The sequence below is a fragment of the Phycobacter sedimenti genome (genome assembly GCF_038148855.1).
Lineage (GTDB): Bacteria > Pseudomonadota > Alphaproteobacteria > Rhodobacterales > Rhodobacteraceae > Phycobacter > Phycobacter sedimenti.
In genome coordinates, this window is sequence record NZ_JBBVGR010000003.1 from 161,253 (window position 1) to 178,435 (window position 17,183).

General features: G+C 62.7%; 22 protein-coding genes. 3 read left to right on the top strand and 19 right to left on the bottom strand.

What is annotated here, in order from left to right; translation table 11 throughout:
* Positions 1 to 2: 2 nt before the first annotated feature.
* Positions 3 to 218 carry a phage head-tail joining protein gene (locus tag AADA15_RS06420; protein ID WP_341640722.1) on the bottom strand — a complete coding sequence of 72 codons (216 nt, stop codon included), beginning with the start codon at positions 216 to 218 and terminating at the stop codon, positions 3 to 5.
* A gap of 47 nt (positions 219 to 265) precedes the next feature.
* Between AADA15_RS06420 and AADA15_RS06425 the strand changes: the two genes are divergently transcribed.
* Positions 266 to 880, top strand: coding sequence for a plasmid pRiA4b ORF-3 family protein (locus AADA15_RS06425; RefSeq protein ID WP_341640723.1), 615 nt, complete (start codon positions 266 to 268; stop codon positions 878 to 880).
* Positions 881 to 890: 10 nt separating this feature from the next.
* Here AADA15_RS06425 and AADA15_RS06430 read toward each other — a convergent pair whose 3' ends face one another.
* Both AADA15_RS06430 and AADA15_RS06435 read right to left on the bottom strand, forming a co-directional pair.
* The gene (locus AADA15_RS06430; protein ID WP_341640724.1) at positions 891 to 2,909 is read right to left on the bottom strand and encodes a phage terminase large subunit family protein; all 2,019 of its coding nucleotides are present in this window, start codon (positions 2,907 to 2,909) and stop codon (positions 891 to 893) included.
* The gene (locus AADA15_RS06435; RefSeq protein WP_341640725.1) at positions 2,857 to 3,417 is read right to left on the bottom strand and encodes a hypothetical protein; all 561 of its coding nucleotides are present in this window, start codon (positions 3,415 to 3,417) and stop codon (positions 2,857 to 2,859) included. The genes AADA15_RS06430 and AADA15_RS06435 overlap by 53 nt, the downstream gene beginning before the upstream one ends.
* A 113-nt stretch (positions 3,418 to 3,530) precedes the next feature.
* Between AADA15_RS06435 and AADA15_RS06440 the strand changes: the two genes are divergently transcribed.
* Positions 3,531 to 3,773 carry a hypothetical protein gene (locus tag AADA15_RS06440; RefSeq protein ID WP_341640726.1) on the top strand — a complete coding sequence of 81 codons (243 nt, stop codon included), beginning with the start codon at positions 3,531 to 3,533 and terminating at the stop codon, positions 3,771 to 3,773.
* 5 nt (positions 3,774 to 3,778) lie between these two features.
* Positions 3,779 to 3,997, top strand: a complete 219-nt coding sequence (locus AADA15_RS06445) for a hypothetical protein (RefSeq protein WP_105234576.1) — start codon at positions 3,779 to 3,781, stop codon at positions 3,995 to 3,997.
* On the opposite strand, the gene AADA15_RS06450 is transcribed toward AADA15_RS06445, so the two are convergent.
* From AADA15_RS06450 to AADA15_RS06525, 16 genes are all read right to left on the bottom strand, one after another.
* Positions 3,994 to 4,221 (bottom strand): DUF7220 family protein, encoded by a 228-nt coding sequence (locus AADA15_RS06450; RefSeq protein WP_341640727.1) that lies wholly within the window; start codon positions 4,219 to 4,221, stop codon positions 3,994 to 3,996. The two genes, AADA15_RS06445 and AADA15_RS06450, sit on opposite strands and share 4 nt — an antisense overlap.
* Positions 4,222 to 4,230: 9 nt before the next feature.
* Entirely contained in the window at positions 4,231 to 5,412 is a 1,182-nt protein-coding gene (locus AADA15_RS06455) for a DNA cytosine methyltransferase (RefSeq protein WP_341640728.1), read from the bottom strand.
* Between the two features lie 3 nt (positions 5,413 to 5,415).
* The gene (locus tag AADA15_RS06460; RefSeq protein ID WP_341640729.1) at positions 5,416 to 6,675 is read right to left on the bottom strand and encodes a site-specific DNA-methyltransferase; all 1,260 of its coding nucleotides are present in this window, start codon (positions 6,673 to 6,675) and stop codon (positions 5,416 to 5,418) included.
* 407 nt (positions 6,676 to 7,082) lie between these two features.
* Positions 7,083 to 7,469, bottom strand: coding sequence for a DUF6362 family protein (locus AADA15_RS06465; protein WP_341640730.1), 387 nt, complete (start codon positions 7,467 to 7,469; stop codon positions 7,083 to 7,085).
* The gene (locus tag AADA15_RS06470; protein WP_341640731.1) at positions 7,462 to 7,662 is read right to left on the bottom strand and encodes a hypothetical protein; all 201 of its coding nucleotides are present in this window, start codon (positions 7,660 to 7,662) and stop codon (positions 7,462 to 7,464) included. Before AADA15_RS06470 ends, AADA15_RS06465 begins: the two co-directional genes overlap by 8 nt.
* Positions 7,659 to 8,147 (bottom strand): crossover junction endodeoxyribonuclease RuvC, encoded by a 489-nt coding sequence (locus AADA15_RS06475; protein ID WP_341640732.1) that lies wholly within the window; start codon positions 8,145 to 8,147, stop codon positions 7,659 to 7,661. Before AADA15_RS06475 ends, AADA15_RS06470 begins: the two co-directional genes overlap by 4 nt.
* Positions 8,148 to 8,537: 390 nt before the next feature.
* Positions 8,538 to 10,835, bottom strand: coding sequence for a PriCT-2 domain-containing protein (locus AADA15_RS06480; RefSeq protein WP_341640733.1), 2,298 nt, complete (start codon positions 10,833 to 10,835; stop codon positions 8,538 to 8,540).
* Entirely contained in the window at positions 10,835 to 11,059 is a 225-nt protein-coding gene (locus AADA15_RS06485; protein ID WP_341640734.1) for a DUF6511 domain-containing protein, read from the bottom strand. Before AADA15_RS06485 ends, AADA15_RS06480 begins: the two co-directional genes overlap by 1 nt.
* Complete coding sequence (locus AADA15_RS06490; protein ID WP_341640735.1) at positions 11,056 to 12,792, bottom strand: DEAD/DEAH box helicase; 1,737 nt, start codon at positions 12,790 to 12,792, stop codon at positions 11,056 to 11,058. Before AADA15_RS06490 ends, AADA15_RS06485 begins: the two co-directional genes overlap by 4 nt.
* The gene (locus AADA15_RS06495) at positions 12,786 to 13,730 is read right to left on the bottom strand and encodes a PDDEXK family nuclease (protein ID WP_341640736.1); all 945 of its coding nucleotides are present in this window, start codon (positions 13,728 to 13,730) and stop codon (positions 12,786 to 12,788) included. Before AADA15_RS06495 ends, AADA15_RS06490 begins: the two co-directional genes overlap by 7 nt.
* A complete protein-coding gene (locus AADA15_RS06500; protein ID WP_341640737.1) occupies positions 13,730 to 14,092 on the bottom strand; it encodes a hypothetical protein in 363 nt (120 codons plus the stop codon). Before AADA15_RS06500 ends, AADA15_RS06495 begins: the two co-directional genes overlap by 1 nt.
* A 67-nt stretch (positions 14,093 to 14,159) precedes the next feature.
* Positions 14,160 to 14,660 (bottom strand): DUF669 domain-containing protein, encoded by a 501-nt coding sequence (locus tag AADA15_RS06505; protein ID WP_341640738.1) that lies wholly within the window; start codon positions 14,658 to 14,660, stop codon positions 14,160 to 14,162.
* Positions 14,661 to 14,681: 21 nt separating this feature from the next.
* Positions 14,682 to 15,428, bottom strand: a complete 747-nt coding sequence (locus tag AADA15_RS06510; protein ID WP_292268928.1) for an ATP-binding protein — start codon at positions 15,426 to 15,428, stop codon at positions 14,682 to 14,684.
* Complete coding sequence (locus AADA15_RS06515; protein ID WP_341640739.1) at positions 15,428 to 15,925, bottom strand: hypothetical protein; 498 nt, start codon at positions 15,923 to 15,925, stop codon at positions 15,428 to 15,430. The genes AADA15_RS06510 and AADA15_RS06515 overlap by 1 nt, the downstream gene beginning before the upstream one ends.
* A complete protein-coding gene (locus tag AADA15_RS06520; protein ID WP_292268932.1) occupies positions 15,918 to 16,694 on the bottom strand; it encodes a hypothetical protein in 777 nt (258 codons plus the stop codon). Before AADA15_RS06520 ends, AADA15_RS06515 begins: the two co-directional genes overlap by 8 nt.
* Positions 16,691 to 17,176, bottom strand: a complete 486-nt coding sequence (locus AADA15_RS06525; RefSeq protein WP_341640740.1) for a hypothetical protein — start codon at positions 17,174 to 17,176, stop codon at positions 16,691 to 16,693. The genes AADA15_RS06520 and AADA15_RS06525 overlap by 4 nt, the downstream gene beginning before the upstream one ends.
* Positions 17,177 to 17,183 lie beyond the last annotated feature (7 nt).

Genomic DNA, 17,183 nt, shown 5'->3' on the forward strand with positions numbered 1-17,183 from the left:
GATCAGAGACCTTTAGCCGTCGTTATGCGGACCTGCCGGACCATGCGACGCCCCTCGGCAGCCGCAATCTCGCGGTCCAGTGCTTCGATTGCCCGGTCGATTTCCGCGACGGAGCGATAATCCACCGACTTGCCGTCGTAGCTGACACGGGCCACACCGGAGGCCCGTTGTGCCGCGAGCGCTTCCCGGCGGGCGCGCAGGTCTGTGATTGTGGCCATCGCCATCACCTTTTAAGTTCGGAGCAAAACCACCTTCAGGCCACGCCATGTCCACCAAGATCGCCCGTATCAGGATTGAACTCGAACATATCGCTCCGCGCATCTGGCGGCGCGTTGACGTCAGCCTGACGACCAACCTTCGCGCCCTGCACGAGATCATTCAGGCGGTCATGCCTTGGGAAAACTACCACCTCTATCAGTTTGCCGTAGGCGAACGCGTCTATGGCGAACCAGATCCTGAAGACGCTGTCTGGGGCCGCAAGATTTACCAAGCCAAAGGAATGCGGCTTGGCACCCTTGTGGACCGGGGCATTACAGAATTGCATTACACCTACGATTTTGGCGATGACTGGCAGCACCGCGTCATTGTGGAGGAGGTCCTCGACGCAAAACCCGGCACCGACTATCCAATCTTTATCGATGGTGAGCGCACAGCCCCACCTGAGGATGTGGGCGGCCCTCCCGGGTTCATGGACTTCGTTGAGGCCATGGCCAAACCTCGCCATCCGCAGCGCAAAGATCTGGTGCGCTGGTATGGCGGCCCCTTCAACCCCGTGGATTTCGACGCGGACCGCATTGCCGAAAGCATCCGTTCCATGGCCCAAAAGCGCAAAGCCGCGCTTGAGGCGTTCGAGCGCAGCCGTACAAAGCGGCTGCACTGATGTCACGACCTCATCCCATATACGTTGACCGTGCGACGCGGCGGACTTGTGCTTTGCGGGTCGATTGCAACGCTGATCCGGTCGCGGCGCCACCAGCATCAGCGACCGAGAATTGCGCGGCCAATTCCTCCCATCGTGCATTTGACCAGCGGTCGGCACCAAGGATCCAAGCGGCAGCGCGTGCGTAAACTCTGCAATCAAGCGCCTCGTTGCGTTCGCGCAGCTTTTGCCATTCGAGCTTCGCGAAGCCGCGTTTCGTGCGGACAGTCACCAGCTGTTCCGCCACGACCTGTTTCAGCCATTCGCTTTCCACCCATTTCGGCAGGTGGATCGTTCCCGGTGGAAACACCGCCCCCTCGGCACGCTCCTCGTCCGTCGGCCGATCCAGCCGCAGGAAGCGGTAGGTTTCGGCCTTGAAGGTCGAGACTGCCACCGTCCAGAGCCGAGCGCCACGCCGGAGTCGTTTGCCGCCCTCGGTCGCATCGACAAATGTCGGCCCCGAAACGGGACTCGAGCGGTTGAACCCTTCGACACCCTTTATAGGGGCCACCTGCGCAAAGCCGACTTTTCGTGACCAGGCATAGACTGCCGGGGCCTCATAGCCCGTGTCGATGGCTAGCCGGGCGATCTTGCAATACGCCCCGCATTCGTGGGGCCAACTGCGATCCAAAAGCGCGGTCAGGTCTGACCACGCATCGGGTCGATCCGGGCCACCCTCGATAACAACGTGATCGACAAGCCAGCTCTCGAGACCGCGCCCCCAGGCCCAGATATCGACCTCGATCCGGTCTTTCTGCACATCGGCCCCGGCCGTCAGGAAGAGCCCACCCGCCGGTACCGTTCCGGGTTTCCAAGTTTCGCGGCGGTCATAGAGACGCTGCCAGTCGGGCGCTTCACCCGTTTCGATCCAGGTCTCGCCAAGCGTCGTGTTGCGGAACGCCTTGATTGCCTCGTCTGAGCCCTGTGCAGCCTCCCAGGCGCGGGCGATCTGCATCCAGCTCATCCAGCCGATAGGGGAATAGAGGGCGGAGAGATGATACCCCACGGTTTTCGGGTCGGCGGATGCGCTGGTCGCACGCCATTCACCGGCTTCCAGCATCGCCGTCTTATGGTGCTCAGCAATGGTCTTATCGCAGGCCTCGCAGTGATATTCGGCCGTCTCGGGCTGGCCCTTTTGCCACCGGAGCCGCTCGAACTTCAGCCACTGCATGGCGTCGCAATGCGGGCATGGCACGAAAAAGCGCCGCTGATCAGAGGCTTCGAACTCACGCTCGATCCGGCTCAGCCCCCGGATTGTCGGGGTCGACACCAGCAGGATTTTGCGCCGGTGCGCGAAGGTCAGCGAGCGGGCCTCGGCCAGCGAGACCGGATCGCCTTCCTCGTCGGCCGAGGCCGGATAGGCGTCGACCTCATCAAGGAAGATGTAGCGCGCCGGGGTCGAGCGCAGCCCGACTGCCGAGTTCGCACCCGTCATGATCAGAATGCCGCCCGCGAATTCCTTGGACAGCATGGTATTGCCCGCGTCGCGGGATCGGGCCGGTTTGACCTTCTCCCGGAGCTCGGGGCTTTCCTCAATCAGCGGATCAACCCGCTGGCGCGAGTTTCGCTTGGCGAGTTCCACCGTCGGCTGGACCGCCAGCATTGGACCCGGCGCCTGATGGATCGCAAAGCCGATCCAGTTATTGCCTGCTTCGGTCGCCCCGACCTGTGCGGCCTTCATGAACACGACGCGTTGCGTCGGATCGCCAGGGCTGAGCCGGTCCATGATCTCGCGCATATAGGGTGTACGCATGGTGCGATATCGCCCGGGTTCGGCCGCCGACCGACCCGACAGCATCCGGTGCCGGTCTGCCCATTCAGAGACGGTCAGATCGGAATCTGGCGTAAGGCCAGCGCCCCAGGCGCGCAAGATCTCGGCCGCACCGTCGAAATCGTCGAGTTGTTCGCCTACCGCTTCGCTACTTGAGGCGTGCGCATCACCGAAGGTCGGGTTTGACCTCGGCGAGATCGTCGAGCTGGGCACGGACATGTTTTTCCAAAACCTTCTGCATGGCCGCTGGCTCTACACCGAGGTCGGCGGCCATGAGGGCTGCCGCACGAGCCGGCCAGTTGACCCAGACATCGCGTTCCTGTCGGGCGAGCCGAAACACCAGCGACAATGCGCGCGCCCGGTCGATCAGCTCGCCCTTGAGCTTTTGCAGCCGGAGCCGCCGTTCTTGTGCCTTCAGCACCTCGTTCGCGGTTTTCGCCTGCAGAAATGTCGTCCCACCGCCCACCTGCGGTGCGCTCAGCCCCTGTTCGCGGAGCGTTTCGCCGACGGCGGAGACCGCCGCCTCGGAAACGGGCTTCAGGTTCGGTTGCGAGGACCTGCGCGTTTTTGACGGGTCCGTCGCCTGAGTGCGTAGCGCGTCGCTAGCAACTGCATCGATGCTGCCATCCTCATGCAGGACCAGCCGCCCGGATGCCTTGGCTTTCTGGACCGCACCGCGCGAAAGGCCGACACGGGCCGCGTATTGGCGCTCGCTCATGCCCTCCATGTCGCGCTCCGATTATCATTCGAAATCATGCTCTTATATCGTTGATAAGCCTCCGCATCAGAGCGAACCTGGGTTCAGAAACGGATGAAGGATTGGCCTGAGGAGCCACCGCCATGACCCGCCTGAACCGAACCCGAGAACCGCGCCGGAACCAGACCGCAGCCTTGGCCGCGTTCATCGGGAAAAAGGCAGAGATCGACACCATGCTCGCGCGCCTACAGGCGCTGAGCGCAGACCATTTCAACACTCACCCCGACGAGGTCCATTGGGGCCATGTCGGCAACCTCGACTATTACGCCGAGCTCCTGAAGCGCATCACGGACAGCGCCTTCAAGGAAGGCGAGCACGCGGAGTAGACCCCATGGAAACCACAAGCATTCGGCTCCCCATCCGGAACCTGCCCGAGCACTTTGATCGCAGCCGCATCACCGTCGTCCTTGAAGAGATCGAGATGGCATTGATGGACGATGGCGGCGTTTACGGCAAAACCTTCGCCGACAGCTTCACGATCACGGTCGAGGTTCCGACCCATCAGCTGATGGACACGGCAAGCTGCCTGAAAGACCTCGGCCTGATCTAGCCCTCGGGTTTTGCCACCCGAATGGCCTCGAAGAGCCGCCGAAGCACGAACGAGCGGATTATGCTGACGCCGGTGAACAGCAAGCCCATTTGAAGATTTTGCGCGAGCGTCGTGTGCAGGCCGAAGATCGGGAAGATCAAGATCTGCGTCACCACCGCGACGCCGTAACCGACGATCACGTTGGCAACGGCCTCGGCCAGAGACATGAGGCGGGACTGCTTCATGCCGCTGCCTCATCCATCGGCCAGCAATTGAGCTGCGAGAGTTCTGAGCGCATGCGCCGCAACCAAGGGAACCACGCCGTTGCCACAGAGGCGAAGCCGGTCCACCCGGTGGGCCAACCCATCAGCGCCTCGACGAACAGCGGGTTCAATGTCCGGCGCACATCGGAGGTATTGCTCCCAGCCATCGGTGTCACAAGGACTTGGCGGCCAAGGAGGCCGTTCACCGGCGTATTCGCCAGCGTCGTCGCGCCATCCTTGTGATCCCGCGCCGTTGGCGTCATCCACATCTGACTGGCATGGGTCAGATCGGCTGTCTTGCGGTTGCCCGCGCTCGGCTTGTTGCCGTCGGTCGCCATCGGCGTCGGCCAGTCCCGCGCCATCCGGTCCAAGCCTTTTTCGTCGCGCCTGTCGCCACCCCTGCTGCGAAAGCTGTCCGTCTGCGGCGTCGGCCACATCGCGGCCGTCGTTGCGAGATTCATCCCGTGCTGACCCGCTGTCTGCGAGGGCGTCGGCTTCGTCTGCCGGTTCTCGTTGGCGCTGGCCCTCGGCGTCGGCCAGAGCCGCAGAAGTTCCGTCCGGTTCCCGCCACTCGACCGGGTCCCAGAGCAGGCGAGCGGGGTCGGCCAGTTCGTCCCCCTCACGGATGGCGAGGATGAACAGACGCTCGCGCTTGTGAGGTGCGCCGACTTCCGCCGCCGTAAAGAGGCCTGCCGCAAGCTTGTAGCCCATGCTGACCAGTCCTGCGGCGACTTCGGGGAAGCCGAGGCGGAGATGATGGGCGACATTTTCGAGAAAGACGAAGGGCGGTTCGACCTCGCCGATGATGCGGGCGACGTGCGGCCAGAGGTGGCGTGGATCGTCCGCGCCCTTGCGCTTGCCCGCGACGGAGAACGGCTGGCACGGATAGCCCGCAGTGATGATGTCCACCGCGCCGCGCCACGGGTGGCCGTCGAAGGTGGCAACGTCGTCCCATACAACAGCTTGATCCAGGGCCGCGTCTTCCATCCGCGCCACGAGAGTGGCTGCGGCGTAGGTCTCCCGTTCGACATGGCCCACAGCTCGATATCCGGGCAAAGCGATGGTGAGGCCGAGGTCGATGCCACCGGCGCCGGAGCAGAGCGAGAGGCCGAAGAGGCATACGTCGCCTGTTCCGTCAGGCAGGCCTGCGGAAGGTAAAGCCAGGTCATCCATGCCTCACTCGGATTCAGATTGAGTCGCGTTGAAGGTTTTGCGGGTGTCAGCGTGAACCGCCTCTTTGCCCGTGAACTGCTGCCAGCGCCGGACAATCACATCGACATATCGGGGATCGAGTTCCAAGAGCGCCGCCCGACGCCCTGTAGTCTCGGCCGCGATCAGGGTCGTGCCGCTGCCGCCGAAGGGATCAAACACCAGATCACCCCGCCGGCTCGAATTGCGGATGGCCCGCTCCACCAGCGCCACGGGTTTCATGGTCGGGTGCAGGTCGTTCTTATGGGGCCGCGGGATCTGCCAGACATCGCCTTGATCACGGTCACCGCACCAATGGCGCTTCGCGCTCTCTGGCCAGCCATAGAGGATCGGCTCGTATTGCCGCTGGTAATCAGCCCGCCCGAGTGTGAACCGGTCCTTGGCCCAGATCACGAAGGTCGACCAGTGCCCGCCCGCCGCCTTGAACGCCGCCTGCAAGGTATGCAACTCGCTCGACGACATGCAGATATAGACCGCGCCTTGCGTGTGCAAATTGATCAGCACACAGGCGTCTTGGAGAAACTGACCGAACGCATCACCGAGAGCATCGTTCTTGATCCGCCGCCCCTTGCCAGCTTTTTCCGCGCCAGCGCCGCCGGCATAATCGACGTTATAGGGCGGATCGCAAAAACACAGATCCGCCTGCATCCCGTCCAAAAGCCGATCCACATCGGTGGAAACGGTCGCATCGCCGCACAGAAGGCGGTGGTTGCCAAGGAGCCAGAGATCGCCGGGACGGCTGATCGGCTCTTCCTGCGGCTCGGGAACCACGTCCTCGGCCTCACGGGTGTCATCAGTCTCCCCGCCTTCGCCCGCAAGCAAGGCATCGAGTTCGCTGTCGTCAAACCCGATCAGCGACACGTCGTAATCTTCGGCCAACAACTCCTGCAATTCGGCCGAGAGCAGCGCCTCATCCCAGCTTCCAAGCTCTGTGAGTTTGTTATCCGCCAAACGATATGCCCGGCGCTGCGCCTCGGTCAGGTGACCGAGCACGATTACCGGCGCGTCGGTCAGTCCAATCTGCGTGGCAGCCAGAACGCGGCCGTGGCCTGCGATCAACTCACCGTCCTCGCCGACAAGGCAGGGCACGGTCCAGCCGAACTCGGCCATGCTGGCGGCGATCTTTGCGACCTGGTCTGCGCCATGCACCTTTGCGTTCTTCGCGTAAGGCTGCAGGCGGGCAATCGGCCAGGTTTCGATCCGATCCGGTGAAAAGCTCAACGTCATGGGCGCAGGCTGCCTCGCATGGGGTGGATACCCTGGACACCGGACACCAGCGGCCACCTGGATTCCGCGAGGGATCCAGAGGCCACCGGGGTATCCGGCTTCAAGGGTTTGTTTTCTTGTGGTTTTTAGAGGGCCGCAGGTGGATGCCTGCCGAGGTGGCTTCCCAAAAAATCGACCCTGACGCTAGCGATATGCCGCGCCTCGCCCCCCCGAATACGGTCACGAACAGGAGGGACCCGTTCAATTTCAATAGGTTACGCGATTGGATTCTGGCTGGATCCCGGAGGCCACCGGGGCATCCACCAACGAAAACGGGGAGAGACGTCTCCGCGACGTACTCTCCCCATCATATGCTTCACATAGCATGAATTTGTTGCAGCTGTCGAAAACAAAAGTGTTGCAACACTTTATGCAACTGCAGCATTAAGCCGGGTCGCGATCTTGGTCAGCGCAAGCTTGTGCTGTCGCCAAGCCGTGCTGCGGTCGACACCCAGTTCGTAAGTGATCTCCTTCCAGGGTCGCCGGGCGGCCCGCCACCAGATCAAGCGACGTTCGTTCTCGCCAAGCCATAGCACCCAATCGAAGGTTTGCTCTAACCGGGTGATGGCGCTGGCCGATGGCCAGACCCGCATCGGCTCGGGCTCCATCGCGAGGATTTCACGATCGGTACGCACGATCTGCGGCCAGGCGTTGAAATACCCTTGCACCTTTACCGGCGGCAGCTTGCGCAGAGTGCGGAACGCTTCCTCGAAATGATCGGCGACGTCCTCGGCGGTCCAGACATGTTCAGCCATGGCGCACCTCCCTCGTGGCCGGATGTTTGCCATAGAGTTTTTCGCCAAGCTGACGGACGAGTTCGCGTTCTGGCCAAGTCAGACGCGGGTCATCGAGCGATACGGCCAGTACATGCTGTTCATGCCAACCCTCGCGCTTGACCTGCTCGGGATCGCGGCGTTGGCCGCCATAGCCCTTGGGGTAGAGCCTCATGCCACACCGCCTTGGGTCTCGAGAGCCCAGTGAAGGATCGCAATGGCATCAGCTTCGTTGTCGTCCGCCGGGCTGTAGCCGCGGGCTCTGGCCGCTGCGATCATAGCTTGCTTGGGCGCATTGCCGTGGCCCGTGGCATGACGCTTGATGGTGCCCACCGGCACGCCCTCGTATGGAATGCCGCGCAATTCCCCCCACGAGGTCAGTGAGGCCATAAGGCCCCCATAAACGTGGGCGGCGTCAGTGCCCACGTGCCGCCTGACTTCTTCGAACCAGACGGCCGAAATTGGACCCGACAACCGGTCGAGTTCCGTCAGCCAGTTGGTGAAGCGCAGGTAGCGCATACCGCCGCCGTCATAGCGTCCGGGTCGGAAACTGGCGGTGCCGGTCGTGATCAAACCGTCATAGCCTCGGATGGCCCAGCCGGTGGTGGTACCGAGATCAAGCGCTAGAATGCAGCGCGGGGTGTTTTCGGATTGGGTCATCAAGACCTCCTCTTCGCTTTGGCGAGCGTGGCGAGAGGGCTGGCCGGTGAAGGCTGCGGTCTCGCCAGGCCCCGAAGGGTGGTCTGGTCATGTCAGGCGCGGGGCGAGCGGGCCGCCCGGCAGATCCTTCAAAACCTTCAAAGGGGTCTCTTGAAAGATTTCCGCCCCTAAGTGGTTGTCTTGTATATATAATATATAATCTTTCAATTATTCAATATTTCAGTAGGTACCTCTCTCCTAATATTTAACCGCGCGCGTACGCGTATAGGGATAAGGGGTCCTCTTGAAAGATTGAAAGATTTGAAGGATCTTATTTTTCCTATTCATTGCAGTGACTTAACCCCCTTCAATGCTTCAAGGACTGCTTCAGCGGGTTTGAAGGATCTTCTGTCACCCATCCCACCTCGCCATCCTGTAGACCATGGCCTGCTTGGTCGATGAGCCGCGCATGCCAGTGGTGATGTCCCCGCTTTCGATCAGGGTGAGCAGGATTTCATCGCGATCGCGGGACTTCAGCCACTGCGAGGCCCGAGTGATCTCGGATTTGGTGATGCCCTTGGCACCCGAGCCTCGGATGATCTCCTTCAGCCGCTTCAGGTGCGCCTCGGTCTCGGTATCCGCGACATGGCGCTCGACCGCCTCCATCGTGCGCTGTGCGTAGTGCCGCACGAAACTGATAGCCCAATCCGCCGCCGTGATCTCGATCTCGGGGCGTACTGGATCGCGCCCCACCGCCACGATGAGCGCAAGCTTCAGGGCGTTTTCCCCGATGCGGGCGAGGATGGCCGTGAAGGCCGTGCCAGCCGCGGCCCGCAATTCCTCCGTCAACTCGATGCTCAGTTGGCGAAACCGGGCGCGCGCCTCCTCGGTCATGGGCACGATCATCGGGTTCACGGCGGTATTCTGATCCGCCGTCTTGCCAGCAAGATTGCCCTTTTGTGTGCCCCCACCCGATGCAATGAGCTGAAGCCCGTTGATCAGCGCCGGTGGCGATTGCCGGATGCCGACCGCGATATTCTCGTCAGGATAGTCCTCGTCGCTGGGCAGGATCAGGAAACGCGCCAGTGAGCCATCGACCACGTTTGCCCCTTGGAGCGCACCCCAGAAGTGTAAGGGCGTCGTCGTGCCATAGACGCATAGGCAGGGCTGGTTGATGTCGCGTCGCTCGTTGGTACCGTCTCTGTTGGCATATTCCGCCCCAAGGAAGATCCCGCCGGCTGAGGTGTAGAGCTCGGTCATGTTGTCGAGGATTTCGGTGATGTGGCGCGGGCTGCGCTTGCGGTCTGCGGCAGCTGACAGGAACATGCCGAACTCATCAATCTGGAACAGGATCGCGGGCTGGCGGTGCAGTGCGGTCAATAGCCCCGCGCCGGAGGCGATCTTGTTGCCCCCGAGGTGATGGGCGAGGCCTGCCTCGAAGAAGGTCTCGTTGATGATTTCTCGGGCGTGGTTCTTGCCAGACCCGCTATCGGCAATGCCCACGACGTAAAGGTTCGAGCGCAGATTGCTTTCGGTGCGGTAGTTCCGACCCATCAGAGCACCGATGGCGCAGAGGCTGGCCCCCAATGACAGCAGCGGCTGCGGGCGCCGGGCAGTGGTGAGCATGTAATCCGTCAGATCGCCTACCAGCCCGTCAGGGATGGCAAGCGCATACGCAGGCGCGGCCGGAGATGGAGATGGAGATGGAGATGGAGATGCCACGGATGTTGTCGCCTCCAACCGTGCAAGCAGACCCGCCGCTGGATGGTTCTCAGCCTCGGGCGCGCTTCCATCAAGCCGCAGTTCCACTTCAGGCTGCCAGCCGCGTTCCATTGCCAGATGGTAGATCGTGCCAGCGCCGATCCGGTCGGGCTTGAAGCTGGCCCAAGCCTTCAGCGTGGTGGCCGGCACATCCTTTGCCGCCTGCGCTGACCAATCCGCAAAGAGATCGGCCCCGGCCTCGCCGAGTGCCCCTTTCAGGGCCATGCCGACGCGCATCCAGCTGTCATAATCCAACTCGGCATTGGGCAACCAGGCGAGCGCCGCCTCAATGGCAGGCAATGTGCCGATCTGGCTGTGGCTGCGCATGTGCTCAGCGTCGACCGTCTGGGTCGTCAGCCCGCGCTGCCGCAGGTGTTCTGGCAGCAACGCATAGGCCTCGTCGAGAAACGCCAGCGCTACATCGGCCGAGATTTCCGGAAGGTTGGTGATGTCGAGGTCCGCCAACCCCTCCTCAGGCCAGGCATAGGGCGCACCGGTATCTGGATGATTGGCGTAGGCGACGAACTGCTGCCCGAGGCAGAGCACTTCCAGCGGATGGCGCTTGATGCCCCTGAATGGCTCAGTGGTGCGATAAACCAGCATCCGCTTCGGCGCCCGGCCAATGCGCAGGGCGGGTGTGTCACCGAGGCGCTCACGTGCCAAGCGCTCAATTTTCAGCGCCAACTCTGCGTCGTCTTTGATGTCGATATCGACCGCAGCGACAGCGCCGCCGACAATCCCGATGCCGCAATCCGGCCAGGACGACCATGTGGCCACCTCGACCTCGGTGGTGCCGCGTTCCGCATGGCGGTTCCATTCGGGATAATCCGCCCATGCCCCACGCTGGAAACGGCCAGGCTTCTTCGTGCCCGGGCCGATCGGCAGGATGGCATAGCCATTGGTCACAAGCCGCGCGCCGAAGCGCGCCATGAAGGATGTGTTGGTCATCAGAAAGGCACCTCAGGGGTCATGGCGTCGAGACGCGTGCGGTCCTGGCCCGCCAGCTCGCGCAAGTGGTCGCAATATCCGGTGACAACCGCGTCGATGAAGCGGTCCCACTCGGTCTCGGTCAGAGTGGCGAGATCCGATTTGCCGATGCTTTCGAGATACGCGCCGCCCATCTGGCCGCCGACCGTCATCGCCTGCATCTCATTTGGGGTGGGATCGATCATGCCCTTCCTCCTGTGGCAGATGTCTTGGCAGGTCCGGCTGCAGAGGTGCTTGCGGCTGGCATCGCGGCGCGGGTCCGAAACCCGGAAATTCCGGTCGAACCAGCCAAACCCACGAGGTTGCCGGTGGCAGACGGCGCAGACGCCGGGGTGATTTTGGCGCATGGGTCAAACCTGTAGCCGGAGACTTCGACATAGCGGCCCGCGGGGCGGACCGAGATCGCACTGGGGCGCATCAGTTCTTGGGCCTGCAAAATGGCTTCATCCACGCTGAGCGGCACCGGACAGCCGGGCGCGCGCTTGCGCCACCATTCCGACGCCTTTTGGCGTGCATAGCCCTGATGCTCGATACAGACCCATTCGCTGTAGGATTTGATCCCGCAGCTATAGGTCACCTTCAGTGAGGGCAGCCCGCCCAGCTTGTCGTGGCGGCTGTAGGAGACGCCGTGCACCGGCAGCCATTGGACCTTCGGCGACAGGACGGGAAGTGTGGCCGCCGTGGGGGCGATTTTGACCTCACGGGGTGGGAATACGTAGCCGCAATCCGGGCATTCCGTAGCCGACAGTGCAATGATGCTGTCGCATTCCGGGCAGAGCTTGGTCGGGGCCTCGCCGCTACCGGGCTCACCGGGTCGCCGGGGCCGCACCAGATCGATCGGCCCGTGGCGGCGGACATTGCCGGCAAAATCGAGTACGAGGCAGTTTTCTTTGTCCGGTGCGAGACGCGTCCCACGGCCCACCATCTGCACATAGAGCCCGGCAGACTTGGTGGGGCGCAGGAGTGCGATCAGATCGACGCCCGGCGCATTGAAGCCGGTGGTCAGAACGCCCATTGAGGCCAGCGCGCGGATCTCGCCGCGCTTGAAGGCGGCGATGATGGCATCCCGCTCGTCCTTTGGCGTGTCCCCGAAGATCGTGCGGCAGGTGATGCCCTGGCGGGCGAACTCTTCGGCGACATGGCGGGCGTGTTCGACGCCCGAACAGAAGGCCAGCCAGGACTTGCGGTCGCGGCCATGTTCGATGATCTCGGTGACTGCGGCCCGCGTGATGGCCTCCTTGTCTACCGCAGCCGCCAGATCACGCTGAATGAAATCGCCCGCGCGGGTGCCGACCTTCGAGACATCGAGCCGCGTGGCAGGCTGTTTCGACACGAGCGGGCTCAGATAGCCAGCGTCGATCAGATCGCGGACCGGGGCCTCATAGGCGATGTCGGTGAAGAGCGCGTTCTTGCCCTCGTGCAACATGCCGCTGTCGACCCGGAACGGCGTAGCCGTTAACCCAATCACCTTGAGTGCCGGATTGATGCGGGTGAGGCCATCAAGGAAACGCCGATACATCGTGCTCGAATTGCCAGGGATGAGATGGGCCTCGTCGATCAGCACGAGATCCGTGTGGCCGATTTCTTGCGCGCGGCGGTGGATCGACTGGATGCCTGCAAAGAGGATCTGCGCCCGTGCCTCGCGCTTGCCGAGGCCCGCCGAATAAATGCCCGCTGGCGCATCGGGCCAGAGGCCGATCATCTCGGCATGGTTCTGGGCGATCAGCTCGCGCACATGGGTCACGATCAAGATGCGCTGGTCGGGCCATGCCTTCAGCACGCCCTCAATGAAGGCGGCCATTACCAAGCTCTTGCCTCCGGCGGTCGGGATCACCACCAGCGGGTTGCCCTTGTGGGATTGGAAATAGCCGTAGATCGCTGCGATCGCGGCCTGTTGATAGGGGCGCAGGGTCAGCATGGCGCGGCCTCCGTTGTGCGGGCGTCGTTTGCCCAGGTCGAGCCATCGGCCATGCGGTAGGTGACGACATCGTCGCCCGCATCGATGACCTCGCCCGGAACGAGATCGGGGATGAAGAGATGGCGGATGCAGGCGGCGCGCTGCTCGGAAGGCGTCAGCATCCGGTCGTGTCGGGCGCAGTGCCATCCGCCTTCGATCGGCGTCGCGTGCAGGCAGGACCGGCAGGTCACGGCAGCACCGCCGCCTTCGTGGCAAGCAGCATGGTGATCGCAGAACCGGCATTCGAACCAGGCGGGGTCCTCGCTGATCCGCGCGGGCGGATGCTGGGCGAAGATGACGCGCCCGGCTTTGTCCAGAAGACGCTCGGCCATGGCGCGATCCGCCTCGATGCGTTCGATATGCAGCGCGTCGGTGTCCTTGCAGACCGCCATATACAGGGCACGCGTGATCCCCGTCAGATGCATGTAGATCTGCATCTGCGCGGCGTGCTGGGGCTTGGCCAGCACGACGCCTTTGGCGGTCAACTCGGTGAAGCTCTTGACCCCATGGGTCTTGAACTCCAGCACATGCCAGGTTTTCGGAGCCTCGAGGATGCCGATGGCGACGCCATCAAGCGACCCGCCAAAATGCCCGCCATGGGCCTCGACGCGGAACTGACGGCCGGTTTCCGGATCAACCTCGAGCACCGTTGCGCCAGTGGCGCGCAAGTTGCGCACGAGGCGATCCTCCTCAAGCTGGCCGGTCTCGAAGAGGCGCAGCAGGCGGCCGGAATGGCGCGAAGGCGTGACCCAGCGGAAATCGTACCAGAGGGCACGGGCACAGGACTTGCCGATGATCGAGGCGCCGAGGTGGTCGCGGAACCCATCACCCTGGCGAGCCTCATAATCGGCATAAATCGCTGTCAGCGTCGGCGTGGGGGCTTGAGTTAGCTCGGCCATCACAAACCCTCCCGTTCACTGCGGGCCTGTGCCTCAGCCAGAATGTCGGCCCAGGCCTCAGGGTCATGGCGCTCGCGCAAAACGCCAATTAGCGCGTCCTTGAGCTTCTCGCGGCGGCGACGGCCAGTGCCTTGGGCCAGAAGTTCTGCCCGTTCACGGCTCAGATGCCGCAGCGCCGTGCGCGCCCGGTGAAACCAGTCAGGATCGATAGGCTTATGACCCCGCTGCCGGGCCAGATCGGCCGTCGCGATCTGCGTGCGGATCTTGGCAATAGCGTCATCGAGTTCGATCAACCGGCGCTGATCATCGGGCAAGCCGGGGCTGGTCGCAGCCACAGGGGCTGCGTTGGTCATGTCAGTCATGGAAGTGTCCTCAGATGGGGTTGGAAAGCGCTGCCCCGTCAGTCAGGGTGCGGAGCAGCGCGCTGTTTCAGCCCTTCTTGTTCCAGGGCGCGGAGGCCATTTTCGGCGGCACCGAAGAGCCAGTGGGGTCAGAAGCAGGCCGCGTCGGGCTGGCAGCAGCCGCCGCGCCCTTTTCGGGCGGCAGGTAGGCAATCGCATTGCTCTCGCCGTAACCGTTCTTCGGCGGCTTGATTTTCACCTGGATCGTCATCGGGATCAGGTGCAGCTCCTCGCTGTCGCTGACATGCATCCGGCCCGTGGCGTGGCAGATGGCCGAAAGCGTGCGCTGCGCGATTTCCACCGTCGTCGGGTTTGGGTTCACCAAGTTCAGCTGATCGAAGATCTTCCGGCCTTTCTGCTCACCCTCAAGAATATCGATCATCAGCCAGAGGAACTGGCCCATGCCGTTCTTGGTGACGCGCATCTCGCTCTCGACGATCTGGGCGCGGTATTTGCCTGCGGGCAGCAGCTCATAGGCGGTGGTGGGTTCGACGCTGGTGGCGTCAAAGGAGGTGTCAAAACGTGCCATGGTCTTATCCTTTCAAGGCAATCATTCAGGTTGAGGCATGGCTGCGAGGAACTCCGACCACTCGAGTGGCAGGGTGTCCGGCAGGCCGTAACGGTTCTTGGCGAGGAAAGCGGGGCGCTCTTCGGTGTGCATGACGCGCGCACCGGACCCGAGCGCCCGGGTCACCTTTTTGTTGAAGCCGACATCGGATTTGGCGACCGAGATCTGGTAGTTGGCGAAGAGCACGACGTCTGAATGCTCCTGCAGCAGCGCCGAGGCGCGGGTCTGCAGCTTGATCACATAGCGGTCGTAGGGCTCGTGCTCGGGGCTATCAAACCGCTTGATGTCGGTGTGGGCGATCTGGATGACCACCATGCCCTTCTGGTCCCGAAGCGCGTTCAGCTTGTCGAGATATTCGCGCCAGACATTCAACGCTTCAGCAAAGCCCTTGCCAAAGCCCGGCGCCTCAATGGACGCCCAGCCATTGCGTTTGCAGGTCTCGGCCCAAATGAGCGGCTCGAGCCAATCAATGCTGTCGATGACCACCGTGCCAAAATCGTGGTCCTCGTGCAGGAGCGCATCAAGGGCTTCAGCCACTTCTGCGTAGCTCGTCGCCAGCGGAAAATGCGGCACCTGCAGCTTGCCTAGGCCATCCTCGGTCATGATGAACACTGGCCGATCCGCAGCGGCCGCGAAGGTGGATTTGCCGACCCCAGCCACGCCATGGATCAGAATGCGCGGTGGCGTCAGCGCCGATGTGGTGCGAAGAGATGCGAGGGAAATCGCCATCAGAACTCTCCCATGTCAGGTTTGGGGTTGGAAATCGTCGCCGGGATGGTTGCCACTTCGCCGGTGACAGCCGCGTAGAGCGCATCGAGCCGGTCGGCTTCCGCGAGGCATTCAAGTCCCTTGCGCCGCATGAAACGCCGCGCATCGTCGAGGAGATCAGGTTCAGCGATCAGGTCCGGGACCACGACGTATTCCTCGGCGCTTTCGACGAAGTAGGACTTCGAGCGCAGATCACTGACGAGCGGCGCAAACGCATCGCACCGGTCGGCGAAATCCGTCTGGGTCAGCACGTCATGACGGTTGCGCAGGATCCGTTTCACCTCGGAAATGATCCCAATGCGCAGCATGCGCATCGCGCCTTCCGCCCTTGCCTGCGAACAGGTCAAAGGAAAGGCCTCGCCCATGATGTCATCGGCTATTTTCGGGGCATTGTTGCCAAGCTGGGAGGCCACCTCCCAGACGCGTTCGGCAAAGGCTGCTGACTGGCTGTCAAGCATCGAACCACTCCTTGATTTTGGTGAAAGCTTCCGATCCGGCCGCGATGGCGGCGACGTCGAGATGGTGAAACTGGCTGCCCTGAGCCTCGGTCATGCCCTCGCGGGCCAAGGCGAGCGTGTCATCCGAAGCCCATTCGGCGAAGGCGCGGAACGTGCCGGTGACATGCTGCCAGGCGGCCTGTTGGGGTGTCGGCGGGACATAGAGCGGGTTCCGGCGACTGGGTTTGCGCTCAGGGCGCATTCCCCGCATGGCGGCATCGACCACCATCTTGCGCAGTGCCGCCCGGTTCGGTTCCTCACCACGCTCGAGTTTCTCGTCGAGGGTGCGGCGCACGATGCCCGGGTCAACCTCTTCCGCGTCGCGGATCAGGCGCGCATCGTGAATGGCTTTGCGTGAAAGACCGATGTCTGCGGCGGAAGGAATAACCTCGTTCCCCTGCGAAACGAGGTCCGTCCGTACCCCGCTCTTGCCGACCTCACCTTGGGCTTGTGCCATGTCATATTCATCGGCGAGGCGGCGTTTGGCAGCGGCTTCGATTTCCAAAGCATCAGCCTGGGCACGATGGGCCGCCGCAATCAGATCATCATGTGCGGACTTGGCACGGCTGAGGCGCGCGGCACGCTTTGCGACATCGTAGGCAAGCCCTGCGGCCTCACGGGCTTCGAGAACTTCCGCCGAGGTCTTCGCATTCGAAAGCATGGTCGCGGCACGATCAATCAAGCCGGGAAGGCTCGGATCGCCCTGGGGGATGGGAAGAAGTGCCGTCACGACGCACCTCCGTTCAAAACGAAACGGAACTTCGGCTTGCCGATGCGGACCGTGCGCGCGGGTTCAAAACCCTTGCGCCAGCTTTCGGGCAAAGCGCAGAATTTGCGCTCGGAGACCGACAGCTTGGTATCGATGAACTCTGCAGGGTCTTCCCCGGCCGAGGCGATGTTTTCAGCGATTTGGGCGAGTTTGGCCTGATCCCAATCGATACGTTTGGGCAGTTCGGCGATCACGGTGACGCCGTCATCCTCGAACCGGATGGTGCCCGTGTCCTTGCCTGCGCCATGGCGCGTTGTCTGAGCGCGGTCCGCGTATTTCAGGGAAATGGCGCCATCGAGCCAGTCCGCGAGAGACTTGGCTTGTGCCAGTTGCTGATCGGCTGCGTCTTTCAGCATCGCCAACTGATCGGCGGGCAGCGCCGCGATCTGGCCCACCGGCATGTGGGGAATGTCGGCTAGGGTGATGTGGTTTGAAATTGTCATGTCATCC

What these genes read in the sequence shown, in the direction of transcription:
- AADA15_RS06420 (WP_341640722.1), bottom strand. Translation starts at nt 218, where the DNA reads ATGGCCACAATCACAGACCTGCGCGCCCGCCGGGAAGCGCTCGCGGCA.
- AADA15_RS06425 (WP_341640723.1), top strand. Translation starts at nt 266, where the DNA reads ATGTCCACCAAGATCGCCCGTATCAGGATTGAACTCGAACATATCGCT.
- AADA15_RS06430 (WP_341640724.1), bottom strand. Translation starts at nt 2,909, where the DNA reads ATGTCCGTGCCCAGCTCGACGATCTCGCCGAGGTCAAACCCGACCTTC.
- AADA15_RS06435 (WP_341640725.1), bottom strand. Translation starts at nt 3,417, where the DNA reads ATGGAGGGCATGAGCGAGCGCCAATACGCGGCCCGTGTCGGCCTTTCG.
- AADA15_RS06440 (WP_341640726.1), top strand. Translation starts at nt 3,531, where the DNA reads ATGACCCGCCTGAACCGAACCCGAGAACCGCGCCGGAACCAGACCGCA.
- AADA15_RS06445 (WP_105234576.1), top strand. Translation starts at nt 3,779, where the DNA reads ATGGAAACCACAAGCATTCGGCTCCCCATCCGGAACCTGCCCGAGCAC.
- AADA15_RS06450 (WP_341640727.1), bottom strand. Translation starts at nt 4,221, where the DNA reads ATGAAGCAGTCCCGCCTCATGTCTCTGGCCGAGGCCGTTGCCAACGTG.
- AADA15_RS06455 (WP_341640728.1), bottom strand. Translation starts at nt 5,412, where the DNA reads ATGGATGACCTGGCTTTACCTTCCGCAGGCCTGCCTGACGGAACAGGC.
- AADA15_RS06460 (WP_341640729.1), bottom strand. Translation starts at nt 6,675, where the DNA reads ATGACGTTGAGCTTTTCACCGGATCGGATCGAAACCTGGCCGATTGCC.
- AADA15_RS06465 (WP_341640730.1), bottom strand. Translation starts at nt 7,469, where the DNA reads ATGGCTGAACATGTCTGGACCGCCGAGGACGTCGCCGATCATTTCGAG.
- AADA15_RS06470 (WP_341640731.1), bottom strand. Translation starts at nt 7,662, where the DNA reads ATGAGGCTCTACCCCAAGGGCTATGGCGGCCAACGCCGCGATCCCGAG.
- AADA15_RS06475 (WP_341640732.1), bottom strand. Translation starts at nt 8,147, where the DNA reads ATGACCCAATCCGAAAACACCCCGCGCTGCATTCTAGCGCTTGATCTC.
- AADA15_RS06480 (WP_341640733.1), bottom strand. Translation starts at nt 10,835, where the DNA reads ATGACCAACACATCCTTCATGGCGCGCTTCGGCGCGCGGCTTGTGACC.
- AADA15_RS06485 (WP_341640734.1), bottom strand. Translation starts at nt 11,059, where the DNA reads ATGATCGATCCCACCCCAAATGAGATGCAGGCGATGACGGTCGGCGGC.
- AADA15_RS06490 (WP_341640735.1), bottom strand. Translation starts at nt 12,792, where the DNA reads ATGCTGACCCTGCGCCCCTATCAACAGGCCGCGATCGCAGCGATCTAC.
- AADA15_RS06495 (WP_341640736.1), bottom strand. Translation starts at nt 13,730, where the DNA reads ATGGCCGAGCTAACTCAAGCCCCCACGCCGACGCTGACAGCGATTTAT.
- AADA15_RS06500 (WP_341640737.1), bottom strand. Translation starts at nt 14,092, where the DNA reads ATGACTGACATGACCAACGCAGCCCCTGTGGCTGCGACCAGCCCCGGC.
- AADA15_RS06505 (WP_341640738.1), bottom strand. Translation starts at nt 14,660, where the DNA reads ATGGCACGTTTTGACACCTCCTTTGACGCCACCAGCGTCGAACCCACC.
- AADA15_RS06510 (WP_292268928.1), bottom strand. Translation starts at nt 15,428, where the DNA reads ATGGCGATTTCCCTCGCATCTCTTCGCACCACATCGGCGCTGACGCCA.
- AADA15_RS06515 (WP_341640739.1), bottom strand. Translation starts at nt 15,925, where the DNA reads ATGCTTGACAGCCAGTCAGCAGCCTTTGCCGAACGCGTCTGGGAGGTG.
- AADA15_RS06525 (WP_341640740.1), bottom strand. Translation starts at nt 17,176, where the DNA reads ATGACAATTTCAAACCACATCACCCTAGCCGACATTCCCCACATGCCG.